Here is a 16,554-nt window from a genome sequence, read left to right as displayed (position 1 = left end):
ACACGCTCAGCCAGCGCTCGCCATCGTCACGATCGCTCTTTCCCTTCAAGCCGGCTCACGTACTCGCGCACCATCTCCGGCGTCACGCACCGGCGCGCCGGCACGAGGCCGCTTTTGGCCAGTTCGTTCATCCGCTTCGTCACTTCATTGATCCCATCAACCGTAAACGACTCGCCGCGGCGGCACCGCTCGACCGCTTCGTCGATGAGCCGCTCGCGCTCGGCGTCGAGCATAGCAAATTGCTTCAAGATGGTATGCTGTTTTTGCACATGGGCAGTGATCGCGTGATGCACTTCGCTCAATGGTCCTCGTCCTTTCCTGCTTCTTTTTCCATCAAACGCCGGACGTTCGGTTTCGGCGTCCAACAGTTGAACCGATAGTTCGGTTTCGTCGCATAGCCGAGCCGGCGGCAATACGTGTACAGCCCGTCGGCTCGCTTTTCTATACGGTAGTGGATGCATGTAGCGCAAGCGTGAAACCGGTTCATCAACGCGCCTCCCCGACGCGGCCCGAAAGAAGGCCGCGAAGCGCCGCTTCGATGCGGGCGAGCGCCTCATGATCCGCCGCTTCGGCGAGCGCGGCAAGCAAGCCCTCCATATAGCTGTCGACTTGTTCCGCGAGAGCGGCCGAAAGTGCGGCGACGGCAGCCTTGTATTGTTCTGCGTACGTCGCCACAAGCCGCTCTTTTTGCTCAGCCAAATAGGCGTCGATCGGCTCGACAAGCGCCGCCTCAATTTCCTCTTTCATCCGCCGCTTTTCGTCGCGCTCAAAAAACGATTTGGCGTTTTTATACAGCGAAAGCGCCTTGGTAAACCGCACCCGGTCTACATCCCCAAGGGCGTTGGCAAACTCCGGCGCCGAAAAGGCAAACGGCTCAGGCGGCGTGAGCGCGAGCGCATCATCGAAACGACGAAGCTCATGGAATAGGCGCGAGAACTGCTCGGCCAGCTGCTTGTGCAAAAACGACTCAACACGCAAGCTCGTCGCCCGCAACTCTTGGGCCAAATCAAAGCCAACCGATGCGAGCAACTCGTCGAGGCAACGCTCAAGCGCCCGACGCGCCGGGCCTTGGTCGTCGCGGAGCACCGCCGGGTTGAACGCCTCCTTAAACACATCGTTGAGGCGGAAAAAGACGCGCTGCTTGACGTAATAGAGCAATTCGTCGACTTCCTGGCGAAGCGCCTGCCGGCCGTAGGCATCATCAATGCCAGCAAGCACGGCGTGCATCTTCGTTTTCACCGCCTCAAGCGCCTGCCGTTTCTCCGCTTTTTCCGCTTCGCTTTGCCCAGCGGCGCGCGCGAATTCCTCTGCCGCCCGCCGCGCCCGCTCAAGCTCGGCATATGCGCTCTCGACGGCGACTTCCGCCAGTTCTTCCGTTAAGAAGCGGAAGAAGTCGGTTTCAAAGGCAGACAAGCCGGAGTCCGCCAAGACGCCGCGCGGACCGGGCTCGGCCCCCGTTTTTTCCGCCAGCGCCAAGCGGCTTGAGAGCGCATAAAGGCGCGGGAAGCGGATGCCGAAGCGGGCGAGCTCTCCGTTCATATAGGAAATGACGGCCTCAAGCTCCTCTTTCGACTGGGCCAAATCAGCCGCATTGATGACGAAAAACATTTTATCAAGCGCAAACGTGTCTTTCACGCGCCCAAGCTGAAGCAAAAACTCGCGGTCTGCTTTCGAGAACGCATGGTTGTAATACGTCACAAACAACAACGCATCAGCATGCTTCATGTAATGAAACGCCACTCCCGTATGGCGGGCGTTAAGTGAATCCACCCCCGGGGTATCGACAAGCGTCACCCCTTGGCAGGTGAGCGGACAGTCGGCGTACAACACGACCTCATCTAAGAAACATGACACCGCTTCGTCAGCGACATACGTCTCGAGTTCTTCCCAACCGATGGAGACGATCTCCCCGAATCGACCGTTCATCCGCTCATAGCCGGCCGCGGCAGCTGCCAAAAAAGCCACATGCGGCTTTTGCGCCGGATGTTCGGCTCCCGATTCGGCCAGGCGGGCGCAAAGGCGGAGCGCTTCATCCCATGTATCCGCCTCATGGCCGCACTGCCGAAGCGACGATTGCACATCCGCCCAAATTTGCAGTTCGCTTTTTACCTTGACCACCGCCGTGCCGTGCGGGTGCTTGTGATCGGGCGGGGCGATTTTGCTGATGGCGGCGGTTGTCGGGTTGGGCGACGATGGCAGAAGCGGGGCGCCGAGCAAGGCGTTCGCCAGCGACGATTTGCCGGCGCTGAAGGCGCCAAACAAGGCGACGGTAAACGATCGCTCGCGAAGCCGACGCGCCTTGTCGCGCAATGGTCCAGCGAAGCGGCCAAGCAGTTCGGACCGTTCAAGCCAAGCCGCCGCCTCCTCAAGCCGCTCGGCCGCCTCTTCGCTCCGCTGTTTTCTGCCGCTTGAAAGCGTCCGAGCTTCGTCCGCTCTTTCGCTCACTCCGAGGCCGGCCGCTTCCTGACCGAGCGCTTGCTCTTTGACGGAAAGATGGCTTGTTTCCGCTGGCTTGGATGCTGCTTGCGGTTTTGCCGTCTCGGCATGACGCGCTTTCCGGAAGACTGGCGGCGCCGTCAACGCGGCGAGACGGTTTTCATCAAGCGATGCAGACTCGCATGGAGCAGCGATCAGCTGCTCGAACGCACGCCGGCGCTCGTCCCGCTCGGCTCTGAGGCGGGCAAGGCGGGCGGCGAGCTCCACTTTTTCGCGCGCCGCCGAAAGCTGTCCGTTCAATGTTTCTGTTTGGGCGGCCGCCCGTTTGGCGATTTGTTCCTTCAGTTCGGCAAACAAGGCGAGCGCCGAGTCACGGTAGCGTTTTTTCAGCGCCGCCGCCACCTCATCCGTATAATTTAATAGCGCGGCGCCGCTTGATTCCGCCCCTTGTTTGACGAGGCCGGCAAGCATCGTCTCATCCCACTCCGCCGTCCATTGCTGGCACTCGCTGAACCAATCGTCATCAGCATGCCATTCTTTCCCAAACTGAACAAGGAGCTGGCGGACGTGCCATTCGATCTGCGCCGCCGCTTGCGCTTTGACGCTTTCATAAAACGCCTCAAGCCGCCGCTTGCGCTCTTGCTCCGTTTTTGTCTTCGCGAACAACAAGCCCACTTTGAAATTCGGCTGCATCGCCTGCAAGTACGCCTCAGCCCGCTCCCTCGTCTCAAACGGCATCACGTACGCGTTTTGCAGCACGCGCTCAAGCTCCGAACGGAACGCCTCCTCCGCCCGCGACGGCGCTGTTTGCCAATCGGCAAGCTCCGCCTCAAGGCGATCGAGCTCCGCGATGGCCGCCGCCTCGTCATCGGCGCCGCCAAGCGCCTCGAGGCGCGTCTCAATCGTTTGCTCAAGCAGCTCGTGCCGCGCGCGGAGATGCTCAAGATGGCCGTCCGCGATCCGTTTTAACGCCGACTCGGCGCCGCGGACGAGCCATTCCTCCTTGTCGGCAAACAACCGGCGCAAACAAGCGACAAGCTCATGCCATTCGTTGTGCGGATGTGACGGGTCTTTCAGCGACAAGAAAAACAAACGGGCCGCCTCAACTCCCCAACGCCGGAACGCCTCGGCGGCCGAGGCGCGAAATTCAGCGAACGGCAGCTCGTCGTCGCGATGTTTATCGATTTGGTTGATGATCAAATAAACGGTCTTTCCTTCATCTGTTAATTGCTTCGTAAATTGGAAGTTTAATTCCGCCTGCACATGGTTATAATCCATGACGTAAAAGACGACATCCGCCAAATGAAGCGCTGACTCCGTCGCCAGCCGGTGGGCGTCATCGGTCGAATCGATGCCCGGCGTATCGAGGATCGCGACCCCCGGCGGGATGGCGTCCGTCGTTCGGCTGATTTCAATCCATTCGATCGTCTCCCCGTCCCGGCATTGGGCGCGAATCAAGTCCGGGTCGTACGGCGGTTCATACTCGACCGGCTCATCGCGGTGGAAAAAGACGCGCACATAGTCCGGACCGGCTTTCACTTTGACGAGATTGGCGCTCGTCGGAATCGGGCTGGACGGCAGCATCGGCTCGCCGAGCAACGCGTTGATCAAACTCGATTTGCCGGCGGAAAAATGACCGCAAAACGCGACAATGAGCTCACCGGATGCCGCTTTTTCGATGAGCTGCTTCACTTTGTCCGCATGCTCCTGGTCATCCGCGGACTGAAGCTGATCGTGCATGTCGATCATTTTCGAAAGCCACAGCCGCAATGACGGCCGCTCAATCGCAATATGCCCCATGACCAAAACCCCTTTGTCTCCCTCAATGTCATTTACATTCATTTTACTGCATTTCGCCCCGTTTCCCAATAGAAAAAAAGAAAAATCCTGCCGTAACCCGACAGGATGACATAGAGAAAGAGGCAACGCCCTGCCGCCGCCCGCAGGCGAACGGCGAACAGATGCCATTATAGACGGCTCAAGGGCTGTTTTTTATTTGTCCGCTGCTTTCAGCTTGCCGCATCTTGCGGATGGCAGCCTCCCCCCTTAACCGGGGCAAAAAACGCGGCCGCTCCCGAAACGCCTCCCGGTAGTCGGTGAGCGCCGCCAGCGCTCTTTCCTCAACCGCGATGCGAATCGACAGCAAAAATGCGTTCAAAAGCGAAAAGACAAGCGCGGTGATCGGCGCTTGAAACAAAAGCGGCAACAGCGCAATCTCTAAGGCGACAACCACATAGTTCGGGTGGCGAAGCCATCGGTACGGCCCTTTTTTCACTACTTGGCCGTTTGGTACGATCAAAATTTTCGTATTCCAAAAACGGCCGAGCGACCCAATTGTCCATACGCGCAGCCCTTGCACGACAAGAAAAAGCGGAAACAAAAGCGGCCAGCGGCGCGACGGGCGCGCGCCCTTTCGAAGCGCCTCAACAGCCAACGACAAAAAGAAACCGACATGCATCAATACGATCAACGGGTAATGGCGAGCGCCGAACTCCCGCGCCCCGAGCGCTTTCACATACTGTTCGTTCCGTTTTGCAAGCCGAAGCTCAATGACGCGCATGCCGGCAACCGCCAAAAACACGAACCAAAACCGCACGATCATCCCCCCATTGAAGCAGCACCATTTCCGCACTAAAGCCCGGGCCGAGAGCGATAAGCAGGCCGTGCCCGGACGAAAGCGGCTGCCGCATCATCTGTTCGAGCACAAAATACACGGTGGCCGACGACATGTTGCCGTAGCGGGCGAGCACGTCTCTAGCGGCTTTTGTCTGTTCCGGACCGAATCCGAACGCCTCCTCGTACGCTTCAATGACTTTCCTCCCGCCCGGGTGGGCGATGAAATGATGAATATCCCCAAGCCCTAACCCATGTTCCTGCAAAAACGACTCGACTTGCGGGCGCAGCCAATAGCGAACGATCGCCGGAATGTCTTTTGAAAAGATGACAAACAAACCTTCGTCGCGAACATCCCAGCCCATCACGTCTTCCGAGCCGGGCATGAGCACCGAGCGGGCGGCGATGACACGCGGCGCGCCAGCTGTCGGCGCCGCTCCGTCGCCAGCCACAAGCAAGCACGCCACGCCGTCGGAAAAAAGCGACGTACCGATCACATTGCTTTTGGACCAATCATTGAGTTGAAACGTCAAACTGCAAAACTCAACGGCGATCACAAGCGCCTTGGCATTCGGAAACGCCCGGCAATAGTCGGCTGCCCGGGCGAGCCCAGCCGCCCCTCCCGCACAACCGAGCCCCCAAATCGGCACTCTTACGGCATGAGGGGAGAACGGCAATACGTTCATCAGCCGCGCCTCGATGCTCGGCGTCGACAGCCCTGTCGTTGAGATGTAAAACAGCGCATCGATCTCCTCATGCAAAACAGGGCCGGACGAAGCCTTGCGCAAACAGTCATTGACCGCCTCTCGGCTGTAGCGGACGGCACGGTCGATGTACACCCCATTTTTTTCACCGAAACCGCGCGGCGCGCTGTACCAGGCAAGCGGTTGGACAAACGTGCGCGTATGAATGCCGCTGTTGTCAAACGCCTGCAGCAGCCGCTCCGCACGCGCCATTCGACCGGCGAACAGCCCGGCGACATGCTGCTTCACCTCGTCTTGGGCGGCCGTATACGGCATCCTTGCTGTGCCGACAGATAAAAGAACCGGCATACAAACACCTCGGTCTGTTCCTCTTTATTCTATTAGGATGCGCAACAAGCCAAACTATATGCAATGGAAAATATGTTTGTACACCCGTTTTTTCAGGAACAGCGAATGGATTTCTAGTTTTCGCAGCCAAAAAAAGTTATGAAAAGTTGCTGCAATCAAAAAACAGGCGCGGACAAAACCGGCCTGTTTTGGAAGGAACATGATCATCAGCGAGGATGTACAATAGGAGAGGTTCGTTATTTATCTCGCTTTTAGCGCGCGGATTTCACTTTCATGCTCGAGCAAGTGCAAAGCGAGGGATTGAAGTACGAGCTCTTGCCGCGCTTGTCCGGCAATGACTTCATTGACTTTTTGTTGCATTTCTGTGAGGGTTTGTTTCATCGCCGAAATTTCATGGAGCGTTTCTAACGTTTCCACGACAGCTTGCCGAATAAACGGCAATTCGGCAACGTCCTCTTTCGTCGCCATCGTTTGTTCCATGCGCCCAATCCGGCTGTCGAGCGCCGCAATGTCGTCTCTGTTAGCCGCCACGGTCTCTTCGAGTTGCCCGATGCGCCCATCCAGCGCTGCGACATCCTCTTTCGTTGCCATCGTCCGCTCGATGGTCCCGATGCGCTCATCCAGCGCTGCGACATCCTCTTTCGTTGCCATCGTCCGCTCGATGGTCCCGATGCGCCCATCCAGCGCTGCGACATCCTCTTTCGTTGCCATCGTCCGCTCGATGGTCCCGATGCGCCCATCCAGCGCTGCGACGTCTTCTCTCGTCGCTGCCACGGTCTGCTCAAGCCGCCCGATGCGATCATTCATCCGGACAACGTCTTCTCTCGTCGCTGCCACGGTCTCTTCGAGTTGCCCGACGCGTCCATTTAACCGCGCAACATCCTCTTTCGTCGCGCTCACCGTTTGTTCAAGCCGATCGATGCGATCATTCACCCGCACAACATCCTGTTTGGTCGCCATCTGATTCCGTATTTGCCGCAGCTCATCGAAAAGGCGCTCCACCCATTCATCCATTGTTTCACCCCCTTTCCTATTCGCTTTCCATTATACCATCATCCCTCCACCAGTTTCTATCATTTTCTCTGCCAATCGACACGCCAATAAAAAAGCCACCCCCATTTCCCGAGCAGTGGCCGGAAAACGAAGATGGCTATAAAAGCGATCAACACCATTATGAAATTTTTTGTTCCTGCAGCGGCAGTGCAGCCGATTTTCTTGCCTTACCGAAATGGAAGACGGCGTTTAAGATGATGGCGGTCATGCTGCCGGCGACGATGCCGCTGTCGGTTAAAATGCGCAAGCCGGTCGGCAGCTCGGCAAACAAGTTCGGCACCGCCGTCACCCCAAGCCCCACGCCGACCGAGCAGGCGATGATCAGCAAGTTCTCTTGCACAGTTAGGTCAACTTGGCCTAACATTTTCACACCGTAGGCAATGACCATGCCGAACATCGCGATCAGCGCCCCGCCGACGATGAGCGGAACGACGATCGCCCCGGCGTACATGGCCAATACATGTTGGATGCCGAGCGATCCGACTTGCCACCATTTCATCTTCATCGACTCATCACCTCGTCAGCAAATTGAATGGCGCCGCCATCAAGCGATGCGATGCGGGCGAGCGACGCAACGCGGAAGCCGCGCGAACGAAGCAGCCGGCCGCCGTCTTGAAACGCTTTTTCAATGACAATGCCGATGCCGACCATATCAGCTCCCGCTTGCTCGATGATCTCCACCATTCCGAGCGCCGCTTGGCCGTTGGCTAAAAAATCATCAATGATCGATAGGCTTAATCTCTTTGCTGCATCCCATTGCCTGTTCAATCGCCGGCGCTTTACATGCCAGCAAAAAGAACATTGGCGGGCTCTGCTGCCGCGAGAGAAAATGACGTCTTCATCATTTTTTCACAAACGTCACCATTTGTTCACACTTCCAGCATCGTTTTTGTGAGAAAAGTCACTGTTGCCCCAGTTTTGTACAGTTATGATAGTGTCAAAGCAGGGAAATTGGCCGTTTGGCGCACCTGCCGAATTGCTGTTATGGGGGATGAATCCAACAAAGAGGAGGGATACGGCATGGCAAAACTGATCACAGCGGCCCGGCAAACGAAAAAGGAAAAAGAGCCGGCGCTCAAAGGCACGCTGGCCTCTGTGTTTCTGCTCGGCTTTTTCATCATTTTTTCTTGGGTCAGCGTCTACTTTTTATTTTTGCACCGCCTGTAAGCGGCAAAGGAGGGAATCGGTATGCACATCCATAAGTATGAAAAAATTTGGCTTGCGTTTGGCATCGGCTGTTTGATCGTTTTTTTGACGGTCGTCGGCGTAAGTGCATTCGCCGCCGGACAGCAGCCGCCGAGCTGCCTGACGACGATCGATCCAGAAAAAGTCGATTCGACCCCGCCGTTTGATCATCCGGGGCTCGTCAAAAAAGGAGACAAGGAATACGAGTTGAACATCGTCGTCGCCGCGTTTTCTTTTACACCGAATGCGATCGAAATTCCAAAAGGAGCGAAAGTGACGATCAACGTCACTTCGAAAGACGTCATCCACGGATTTGAAATCCCGGGAACGAACGTGAACATGATGGTCGAACCCGGTTATGTGAACAGCTTAACAACCACGTTTGACAAACCGGGCGAATATACGATTCTTTGCAACGAGTATTGCGGCGCCGGCCACCATATGATGACGGCGCGCATAAAGGTGGTGGAGTAACATGGCACAACCGTTGGAAAAAGTCGATCGCCGCGATGCGAAACTGGCGCTTGCCCATTTGTTCGTCGCCTTTACCGCCCTCGCGCTCGGGGGGTTCGCCGGCCTATTGCAAACATTAGTCCGTTCCGGCAAGTTTGAGCTCCCGGCTGGGATCAGCTATTACACGATTTTGACGACGCATGGCGTCTTGCTTGGACTCGTGCTGACGACGTTTTTCATTATCGGCTTTCAGTTCGCCGCGGTCAGCCGTACAACCGGGGCGCTCTCAGACGGTTCGCGCCGGACCGGTTGGATCGGTTTTTGGCTGATGACAATCGGAACAGCCATGAGTGCGTTTTTCATCTTAACCGGCAAGGCATCTGTCTTATATACGTTTTACGCGCCGCTGCAAGCGCACGCCGGCTTTTACATCGGCTTGGCGCTTGTCGTCGTCGGCAGCTGGGTGAGCGGCTTTGCGATGTTCGCTCATTATGCCCGCTGGCGGAAAACGCACCGCGGTCAAGTGAGCCCGCTGCTGGCGTTCATGTCAGTGACGAATATGGTGCTATGGCTCGTCTGTTCGCTTGGCGTCGCCGCCACCGTCGTCTTCCAGCTCATTCCGTGGTCGCTTGGGCTCACGGATCGGGTGAACGTGCTCTTGAGCCGGACGCTGTTTTGGTATTTTGGGCATCCGCTCGTCTACTTCTGGCTATTGCCGGCGTATATGGTTTGGTACGCCGTCATTCCGAAAGTGATCGGCGGCAAAATGTTCTCCGATTCACTCGCACGGCTGGCGTTTATCTTGTTTTTGCTGTTTTCGATTCCGGTCGGCTTCCATCACCAATTGCTTGAGCCGGGAATTTCGCCGTTTTGGAAATACGTGCAAGTCGTCTTGACGTTCATGGTCATCATTCCGTCGCTCATGACCGCGTTCGCCATGTTTGCGACGTTTGAATCGTACGGCCGCTCGCAGGGAGCGACCGGCTTGTTCGGCTGGCTGCGGAAACTCCCGTGGAGCGACGCCCGCTTTTTCGCCCCGTTTGTCGGAATGCTGTTTTTTATTCCGGCCGGCACCGGCGGGATTATTAACGCCTCGCACCAACTCAACCAAGTCGTCCATAATACGATTTGGGTGACCGGCCACTTCCATTTAACGGTGGCAACGACTGTCGTCCTAACATTTTTTGGTGCGTCATACTGGCTCATTCCGCATTTGACCGGCCGGGTGATGACGAAAGCGATGAACCGGCTCGCCATCATTCAAACGATCGTTTGGGCGGTTGGGATGACGTTCATGTCCGGCTCGATGCATTTTGCCGGTCTGCTCGGCGCACCGCGACGCTCGGCGTTCTCAACGTACAGCAATTCGCCGCAAGCGCTTGAATGGATTCCGTACCAAATCGCGCAAGCGGTCGGCGGCACCATCTTGTTCATCGGCATTATTTTGATTCTCGTCATCGTGATCAACTTGGCCTTTTTCGCCCCGAAAGGCGAAACGGAGTTTCCGGTCGCCGAGGCAGCTGCCCCGTATGAACGGGCTGCGCTGGCGCTTGAAAACTGGAAGCTTTGGATCGGCCTCGTCGTTGCGCTCATTTTGATCGCCTATACGGTGCCGATCATCGACATCATTCAAAACGCTCCGCCGGGGTCGAAAGGATACAAATTATGGTGAAACAAGAAGGTGTCCCCAAGCGATCGGGACACCTTCCTCTTTATGTGCATAAAACCGAGACACAATAGGACTTTGTCGACAGAAAAACTAAACGAACAGCGTAAGAACGATGTTTGCACTGACGCGCCTGTTTCTATAATCGATAAAGCGCCTTATATTTTTCTTCTAAATATTGAATAAGATAATCGGCTTTCAGCGTTTCGCCCGTCGCATCGCGCACAAGTTCGAGCGGCTTTTTCATTTTTCCAAACTGGTGGATATGAACGGTCAGCCATTCACGGATCGGTGCGATGTTCCCCTCTTCAAGCAGCCCAGCTACATCCAACTCTTTTTCCATCGCTTGCTTGAATTGCGCCGCATACATATAGCCGAGCGCATACGATGGGAAATAGCCGAAGCTGCCGCCGGACCAATGGACGTCCTGCAACACGCCGACCGCATCGTTGTGCGGGCGGATGCCAAGGTATTGTTCATATTTCTCATTCCATACATCCGGCAAGTCGATCGCTTCCAGCTCCCCAGCAAACAGCTGCTTTTCGATTTCATAGCGGATGATAATATGGAGCGGATACGTCAGTTCGTCCGCTTCAATACGAATGAGCGACGGCTTCGCTTCATTGATCGCCCGGTAAAACGCATCAAGCGAAACGTCGGCGAACTGCGTGGGCGCGTATTGCAAAAGGCGCGGATAATGCCGCTTCCAAAACGCATAGTGGCGTCCGATCATATTTTCAAAAAAGAGCGACTGCGATTCATGAATGCCCATCGACGCCCCGCTTGCAAGCGGAGTGCCGACAAGCGCCTCGGAAATGTGTTGTTCATACAGCGCATGGCCGCATTCATGGATCGTGCCAAACACCGCGGTGCGGAAGTCGCGCTCGTCGTAGCGCGTCGTAATGCGCACATCGTTCGGGTTGAGCCCGATCGCAAATGGATGGACCGTCTCATCAAGTCTCCCCTTGCCAAAATCATAGCCGAGCTCTTTAAGCAACTCAAGCAGAAAAGCGCGCTGCTTTTCTTTTGGAAACGGCGCGAACAAAAAGGACGTGTCCGGCTTGTCGGACGCGGCGGAAATGGCGTGCACAAGCGGGACGATGCGTTCGCGCAGGCGGCTGAACAGTTCGTCAAGCAAATCGACGGTCATGCCCGGCTCGTATTGATCGAGCAGCGTATTGTACGGGTGTCCTTCATACCCCCAATAACGGATAAAGCGGCGCTGAAACTCGATGATTTGCTCCAAATACGGGCGAAACCGGGCGAAATCAGCAGCCGCTTTCGCTTCTTCCCAAACGCTTTCCGCTTTGGAACAAAGCACGACAAACTCTTTGTATTCATCCGCTGGAATTTTTTTATTGCGCTCGTATTCTTTTTTGCATTCATCAAGCGTTTTCTTTGTCACGTCATTCAGCTGCTCGTAGACGGCTTTGGGCGACAGCTTGGCGATAAAGGCTGCCATCTCCTCGGATGTCGACATGCGAAACACTTCTTCTGACAGCATGCCGATCACTTCTGATCGCTGCTCGACCCCTTTTTTCGGGGCGCCAGTCCGCAAATCCCAATACATGAGGCCAATCGCTTCGCGGTAGCCCGTCATTTTTTTCACGTATTGCAAAAACTGCGCTTCGATTGGTTTCACTATACTCAGTCCCCCTATGTATTTCATGGCCGTATCATCATTTCCATAACAAGGTGCCATTTTCCTGCTTGCCAGCGAGAAAATGCTATTTTTGTGGAAAATGAAAAAGGGAAGAATATCATTCTTCCCTCACCGCTGTCGGCAACACGTCTTTGATCGCCGCAATGACCCGTTCATCTTCCCTGTCGGTGACGAAAATGGAAACGATGCCGCAGTCGTCGCGCGTGCGGATGAGCCGTCCGACTCCTTGGCGAAGGCGAAGAAGCATATACGGCACATCGACGTCCCAAAACGGGTTGCTATACGCTTTTCGCTTCGCCTGAAACACCGGATCATTCGGCGGATACGGCAGCGACCAAATCATGACGTTCGACAGCGACGGCCCCGGGATGTCCAGCCCCTCCCATAAATGTTCAGAACAAAGCACCGTCTCTTCCTCGCGCTGAAATTCAGCGACCAAATCGCTGATTTCGCGGTCGCCTTCAAACAAAAACGAAAATGGTTCGCCGGCTGCCGCCTCTTTAAACTGAAGAAGCTCCTCGCGCGTCGGGAACAAGATGAGCGCCCGGCCTCCGGTTTCGCGCAATTTTTCAAGCGCATATGCGTATTTTTTGGCAAACAGCGTCTCATCCGCGCGGAACGTCGGCATAAAAATCGTCATCTGTTCGTCGTAATCAAACGGCGACGGCACGCTGAACGATAAATAGTCATCAATGCCTAAGCTTTGCGCTATATATTGGAATGATTTTCCGTTTGATAGTGTTGCCGATGAAAAGACAAACGGCATGCGTTTCGCGAACACTTTTTCGCGCAACACTTCCTGAACGGTGCGCGGCATGACGACAAACGTCGCCTCTTGACGCGACGACTCAAGCCACGTAATGGCGTCGGCGTTTTTCAAAAACAAATCGAGTGAATACTGGATTTGATCCAAATATTCATCCACAATGTTCAGCTGGTAATGATCGATCGTATACGTCTCGCTTTCAAACACAAGCTCGTTGCCGATTTCGACCATTTGGCCGCGGAGCCGCTTCGCCCATTGTTCAAGACGCGGCGACGGCAAAATTTCTTTCCGGTTCGAACCCGGAACGTCTTTCGCGCACGCTTTCAGCTCATCAAAAAAGCGCGTGCTCGTCTCCAGCGTCTCCTCAATTAAATAGGCGAGCTCTTCACGGATGTCGTTTTCAAGAAGACGTGTCAGCAACGTCTCAAGCGTCGTCTCTTTCATTCGATATGTCAACGCCTTTTGCGCAGCGAACTCCAATAAATGCCCTTCGTCAAACACGACACAGCTCGCTTCCGGCAACAGCGGCAGCTGTCCTTCCCGCTTGCGCGCTTCATACGTCCAAACATGTTCCATATAAAAATCGTGCGAGCAGACGATCAAATCCGCCGCCTTCCGGTAATAGTCGCGCCAAAGCGTCTGTCCGCAGCGATGCCGCTTTTCGCACGTGAAACAGTCTTGAAACGGATCCCAGGCGATTTTTTTCCACTGTTCATCAGTCAGGTGGGCGTATTCTTTTCGGTCGCCGTAGCGGTAGAACGACTGCAGCGGTTTGTTGTCATGGACGAAAGCCGGAAGTTCATCGTAAATTTGCTCATACAGCTCGATGTCGTCATCGTCATACGTCGTTACTTCTTCCAGTTTATTCAAACATAAATATTGATCTGGCGATTTCGCCAGCCGGACGTCGATTTCCAGCCCGAGCACGTTGGATAGCTTCGCAATATCGCCTTCCTTTTTGACGAGCTGCTCAATGAGCGTCTCATCGGCGCAGGCGATAATGGCCGGCTTGCCGGTATAGCGGGCGTAGCAGACTGCATACAGCAAATACACGATCGTTTTCCCTGTGCCAACTCCCGCTTCGGCGAAGATCACCTTTTTTTCTCGAAACGCCCGCTCGAGCTGAAACGCCATATAAATTTGCTCGTCGCGCAGCTCAAAGCCGGCTTCCGGCAAAATGTCATAAAAAACATCGCCGATCCACTGGCTCAACTTATCAAAAAAGTTTTCATTTTTTTCTACAACAAACGGATAACGTTCATGGCCCATCGTCGCCACCCCTCCAATTGGCATAAACTCCCCCGGCATATCATGCATAAGCGCGCAACAAGTTTGTTGCGCGCTCGATCCCTAGTAACAAAACAATATTATGATCGATGGCCGCCGAGAAGTCAACTTCGAGCTTCGCGCGGCGGCCGCGGCCCCCAGTACTGGTAGTAATGGGTTTCAATAAAGCCGTTAAACAGTTTGCGCCGCTTCGTCGCCGGGCGGCCGTAATGCGTTTCAAAACCGCGGTGGGCGGTTAAAATGTACACCGACCACGTATCCAAGGCGGCGAAGGCGCGGCCGATGGCGCGATAGAGCGCTTCGACCTCCCGTTGTTCGCCAAGCCGTTCGCCGTATGGCGGGTTGCCGACGATCACCCCGTATTGTGCATCGGTCCGAAACTGCTCGGCGCGGCCCTCCCGAAAAGAAATGAGATCGGAAAGCCCCGCTTCGGCTGCATTCATCTTGGCGATCTCGACCATGTGCGGGTCAAGGTCAATCCCGCAAATATCAAGCGGTTGGTCGTAACGCGCCATCTGTTCCGCCTCTTGGCGCGCCTCTTCCCATACCGATTCCCCGATCCACGGCCATTGCTCCGAGACGAAATCCCGGTTAAACCCTGGGGCGATGTTTTGGCCGATCAGCGCCGCCTCAATGGCAATCGTGCCCGACCCGCAAAACGGATCGACGAACGGGCGCTCGGGCGTCCAATTGGTGAGCAACACTAAGGCGGCCGCGAGCGTCTCTCTTAGCGGCGCCTCCCCTTGGCGAGCACGGTAGCCGCGTTTATGCAGCCCGGCGCCGCTTGTATCGATCGTCAACGTAGCGATATCTTTGTGAAGCGCCACCTCGATCCGATACAACGGCCCGGTTTCCGGGAACCACGACAAATGATAGCGCGCTTTTAAGCTTTCGACGACTGCCTTTTTCACAATGGCTTGGCAGTCGGAAACGCTGAACAGCGTTGATTTGACCGACTTCCCGATCACCGGAAACTCGGCATCTTTCGGCAAGTAATCGGCCCATGGCAACGCCTTCGTTTGTTCAAACAACTCCTCAAACGTCGTCGCTCGAAACTCACCGACTTTCAGCTTCACGCGGTCAGCGGTGCGCAGCCAAAGGTTGGCCCGGCAAATGGCGAGCGCATCGCCTTCAAACGTCACTTTGCCGTTCTCCACTTGGCACTCATAGCCAAGCCGGCGCACTTCTTCCGCGACGACTGATTCGAGCCCCATCGCGGCCGTGGCAATCAGCGAAAACGAAGTCATCCTGTTCCCCCTATCTGATAGATGTATGTATCCTCATTCATGGCCTATACTTCCATTATAGTCATATGGAAGGAAAACACACAAAAGAGAAAGCCCTCCTTCCTGCAGGAGGGCTTTCCCACGATTCCAATCACCGCGTTAATCATGTTCTGTAAGCCATGTTCTGTACCTTCGTACTGCAAGCGGCTTTCGCCTCGTACTCCGGCGGTAATCATCTATCTACAGGCAGCGTACGCCGCCTGTCCTTCCCTCCGTTCATTTCCTTCGGGAAGGTGCCCCTACCATCATTTGGGTTTCTCGCTCGTGGGGTTTACCGCGTTCCACCTCTAAGGTTTCCCTTAGAGCTGCGTCACTGTGGCACTTTCAGGGTAATCGAACCATATCCGCATGCGGACGTAGGTTCTTTCCCCGCCGTCAGCCCAGCCGAAGCCAGACTGCCCTAGCTTATGGATTCGCTAGGCACGAACACTACGGGCATCTCAGCACCGTGCGAGCATGGACTTTCCTCTACGGCCGAAACCGGCCGCAGCGATTACCCGAACATGATTAACGCTGCGAGCATCTTACAGTATAGCTGATCTTGGTGTGAGAATCAAGAAGAAAAAATTAGAAATCCCTGCATCAACTTCGCCCTGCCGGCTGGTTATTCATACAGTTTCCGGCCAAACACATGCTTTTCTAAGTTGGAAAGGCGCTGCAAAATGTCGTAGTTCGTCGTTCCCGCCGACATCGCCGGCCGTTTTTGAAGCTCCTCGACTTGCCGCTTCAGCCGGGCGTTTTCCTGGCGCAACTCGTCAATTTCTTGCTGAAATGCTTCATAATCTTTAATAATGAGATCCAAAAATTGATCCACTTCGTCTTGGTTGTACCCCCGTATGCTTACCTTAAATTCCTTTTCTAAAATGTCTTTCGGCGTCAGTTTCACTTGATGGGCTGACATGGCTTTTCACCTCAATCCGCATTCAACGATCATCTTCTCTTTATTTTTTCAGAAATTCAGCCGGTTGTCAATTGACGGTTGGCTTGCCGCATCGATCGGGAAGCCGCATGGCGCCCACGCAGACTTCCCGGCGGCGCCGAAACGCCGTCCTCCCGCCCAAACGCCGCCGGCTGCCGGCGTTTTCCATCCGTAA

General features: G+C 55.3%; 14 protein-coding genes, 1 other RNA gene and 2 pseudogenes. 4 read left to right on the top strand and 13 right to left on the bottom strand.

Features of this window, described 5'->3' with window-relative positions:
• Window positions 1-26 precede the first annotated feature (26 nt).
• The 8 genes and pseudogenes from ACVBDQ_RS06155 to ACVBDQ_RS06120 all read right to left on the bottom strand — a co-directional run.
• On the bottom strand, window positions 27-302 hold the full coding sequence (locus tag ACVBDQ_RS06155; protein ID WP_020279120.1) for a YpbS family protein: 276 nt from the start codon (window positions 300-302) through the stop codon (window positions 27-29).
• A complete protein-coding gene (locus tag ACVBDQ_RS06150; RefSeq protein WP_013145453.1) occupies window positions 299-487 on the bottom strand; it encodes a hypothetical protein in 189 nt (62 codons plus the stop codon). The genes ACVBDQ_RS06155 and ACVBDQ_RS06150 overlap by 4 nt, the downstream gene beginning before the upstream one ends.
• Window positions 487-4,236 (bottom strand): dynamin family protein, encoded by a 3,750-nt coding sequence (locus ACVBDQ_RS06145; RefSeq protein ID WP_025039383.1) that lies wholly within the window; start codon window positions 4,234-4,236, stop codon window positions 487-489. Before ACVBDQ_RS06145 ends, ACVBDQ_RS06150 begins: the two co-directional genes overlap by 1 nt.
• A 178-nt stretch (window positions 4,237-4,414) precedes the next feature.
• Window positions 4,415-5,038 (bottom strand): isoprenylcysteine carboxyl methyltransferase family protein, encoded by a 624-nt coding sequence (locus tag ACVBDQ_RS06140; protein WP_025039382.1) that lies wholly within the window; start codon window positions 5,036-5,038, stop codon window positions 4,415-4,417.
• The gene (locus ACVBDQ_RS06135; RefSeq protein WP_446663096.1) at window positions 4,983-6,101 is read right to left on the bottom strand and encodes a type III polyketide synthase; all 1,119 of its coding nucleotides are present in this window, start codon (window positions 6,099-6,101) and stop codon (window positions 4,983-4,985) included. Before ACVBDQ_RS06135 ends, ACVBDQ_RS06140 begins: the two co-directional genes overlap by 56 nt.
• A 240-nt stretch (window positions 6,102-6,341) precedes the next feature.
• Window positions 6,342-7,115 (bottom strand): hypothetical protein, encoded by a 774-nt coding sequence (locus ACVBDQ_RS06130; RefSeq protein WP_446663095.1) that lies wholly within the window; start codon window positions 7,113-7,115, stop codon window positions 6,342-6,344.
• Between the two features lie 157 nt (window positions 7,116-7,272).
• A pseudogene (locus tag ACVBDQ_RS06125) lies at window positions 7,273-7,575 on the bottom strand (solute carrier family 23 protein); the annotation flags it as partial.
• An 80-nt stretch (window positions 7,576-7,655) separates the two neighbouring features.
• Window positions 7,656-7,880: pseudogene (locus tag ACVBDQ_RS06120) on the bottom strand (xanthine phosphoribosyltransferase); the annotation flags it as partial.
• Between the two features lie 294 nt (window positions 7,881-8,174).
• Here ACVBDQ_RS06120 and ACVBDQ_RS06115 point away from each other — a divergent pair.
• Genes ACVBDQ_RS06115 through ACVBDQ_RS06105 form a run of 3 tightly spaced genes read left to right on the top strand, consistent with a single transcriptional unit; the run spans window position 8,175 to window position 10,464 of the window.
• Entirely contained in the window at window positions 8,175-8,321 is a 147-nt protein-coding gene (locus ACVBDQ_RS06115; protein ID WP_011231044.1) for a cytochrome c oxidase subunit 2A, read from the top strand.
• Between the two features lie 21 nt (window positions 8,322-8,342).
• Window positions 8,343-8,813 carry a cytochrome c oxidase subunit II gene (locus tag ACVBDQ_RS06110; RefSeq protein ID WP_011231043.1) on the top strand — a complete coding sequence of 157 codons (471 nt, stop codon included), beginning with the start codon at window positions 8,343-8,345 and terminating at the stop codon, window positions 8,811-8,813.
• A gap of 1 nt (window position 8,814) precedes the next feature.
• Window positions 8,815-10,464 carry a b(o/a)3-type cytochrome-c oxidase subunit 1 gene (locus ACVBDQ_RS06105; RefSeq protein ID WP_011231042.1) on the top strand — a complete coding sequence of 550 codons (1,650 nt, stop codon included), beginning with the start codon at window positions 8,815-8,817 and terminating at the stop codon, window positions 10,462-10,464.
• A gap of 133 nt (window positions 10,465-10,597) precedes the next feature.
• Here ACVBDQ_RS06105 and ACVBDQ_RS06100 read toward each other — a convergent pair whose 3' ends face one another.
• The 5 genes from ACVBDQ_RS06100 to gpsB all read right to left on the bottom strand — a co-directional run bounded on the left by ACVBDQ_RS06100 (window position 10,598) and on the right by gpsB (window position 16,361).
• On the bottom strand, window positions 10,598-12,100 hold the full coding sequence (locus tag ACVBDQ_RS06100; protein ID WP_014195688.1) for a carboxypeptidase M32: 1,503 nt from the start codon (window positions 12,098-12,100) through the stop codon (window positions 10,598-10,600).
• Window positions 12,101-12,218: 118 nt separating this feature from the next.
• Window positions 12,219-14,156 (bottom strand): ATP-dependent DNA helicase, encoded by a 1,938-nt coding sequence (locus ACVBDQ_RS06095; RefSeq protein ID WP_015374720.1) that lies wholly within the window; start codon window positions 14,154-14,156, stop codon window positions 12,219-12,221.
• 122 nt (window positions 14,157-14,278) lie between these two features.
• Window positions 14,279-15,421, bottom strand: coding sequence for a THUMP domain-containing class I SAM-dependent RNA methyltransferase (locus ACVBDQ_RS06090; protein WP_014195686.1), 1,143 nt, complete (start codon window positions 15,419-15,421; stop codon window positions 14,279-14,281).
• Window positions 15,422-15,568: 147 nt separating this feature from the next.
• Window positions 15,569-15,965, bottom strand: an RNA gene (gene rnpB, locus ACVBDQ_RS06085) — RNase P RNA component class B.
• A gap of 99 nt (window positions 15,966-16,064) precedes the next feature.
• Window positions 16,065-16,361, bottom strand: coding sequence for a cell division regulator GpsB (gene gpsB, locus ACVBDQ_RS06080; protein ID WP_011231037.1), 297 nt, complete (start codon window positions 16,359-16,361; stop codon window positions 16,065-16,067).
• On the opposite strand from gpsB, the gene ACVBDQ_RS06075 reads away from it, so the two are divergent.
• Window positions 16,360-16,554: a hypothetical protein gene (locus ACVBDQ_RS06075; RefSeq protein ID WP_014195685.1), complete on the top strand. Its 195-nt coding sequence runs from the start codon at window positions 16,360-16,362 to the stop codon at window positions 16,552-16,554. The genes gpsB and ACVBDQ_RS06075 overlap by 2 nt on opposite strands.

It is taken from the genome of Geobacillus sp. CCR, assembly GCF_052906625.1.
Note: the sequence above shows the minus strand (reverse complement) of the source record. Positions and strands in the feature narration are given on the sequence as shown.

Excerpts from the sequence above, each read along its gene's own strand:
- ACVBDQ_RS06150 (WP_013145453.1), bottom strand. The coding sequence starts at position 487 with ATGAACCGGTTTCACGCTTGCGCTACATGCATCCACTACCGTATAGAA.
- ACVBDQ_RS06145 (WP_025039383.1), bottom strand. The coding sequence starts at position 4,236 with ATGGGGCATATTGCGATTGAGCGGCCGTCATTGCGGCTGTGGCTTTCG.
- ACVBDQ_RS06140 (WP_025039382.1), bottom strand. The coding sequence starts at position 5,038 with ATGATCGTGCGGTTTTGGTTCGTGTTTTTGGCGGTTGCCGGCATGCGC.
- ACVBDQ_RS06135 (WP_446663096.1), bottom strand. The coding sequence starts at position 6,101 with ATGCCGGTTCTTTTATCTGTCGGCACAGCAAGGATGCCGTATACGGCC.
- ACVBDQ_RS06130 (WP_446663095.1), bottom strand. The coding sequence starts at position 7,115 with ATGGATGAATGGGTGGAGCGCCTTTTCGATGAGCTGCGGCAAATACGG.
- ACVBDQ_RS06115 (WP_011231044.1), top strand. The coding sequence starts at position 8,175 with ATGGCAAAACTGATCACAGCGGCCCGGCAAACGAAAAAGGAAAAAGAG.
- ACVBDQ_RS06110 (WP_011231043.1), top strand. The coding sequence starts at position 8,343 with ATGCACATCCATAAGTATGAAAAAATTTGGCTTGCGTTTGGCATCGGC.
- ACVBDQ_RS06105 (WP_011231042.1), top strand. The coding sequence starts at position 8,815 with ATGGCACAACCGTTGGAAAAAGTCGATCGCCGCGATGCGAAACTGGCG.
- ACVBDQ_RS06095 (WP_015374720.1), bottom strand. The coding sequence starts at position 14,156 with ATGGGCCATGAACGTTATCCGTTTGTTGTAGAAAAAAATGAAAACTTT.
- ACVBDQ_RS06090 (WP_014195686.1), bottom strand. The coding sequence starts at position 15,421 with ATGACTTCGTTTTCGCTGATTGCCACGGCCGCGATGGGGCTCGAATCA.
- ACVBDQ_RS06075 (WP_014195685.1), top strand. The coding sequence starts at position 16,360 with ATGGCTTTTCACCTCAATCCGCATTCAACGATCATCTTCTCTTTATTT.
- gpsB (WP_011231037.1), bottom strand. The coding sequence starts at position 16,361 with ATGTCAGCCCATCAAGTGAAACTGACGCCGAAAGACATTTTAGAAAAG.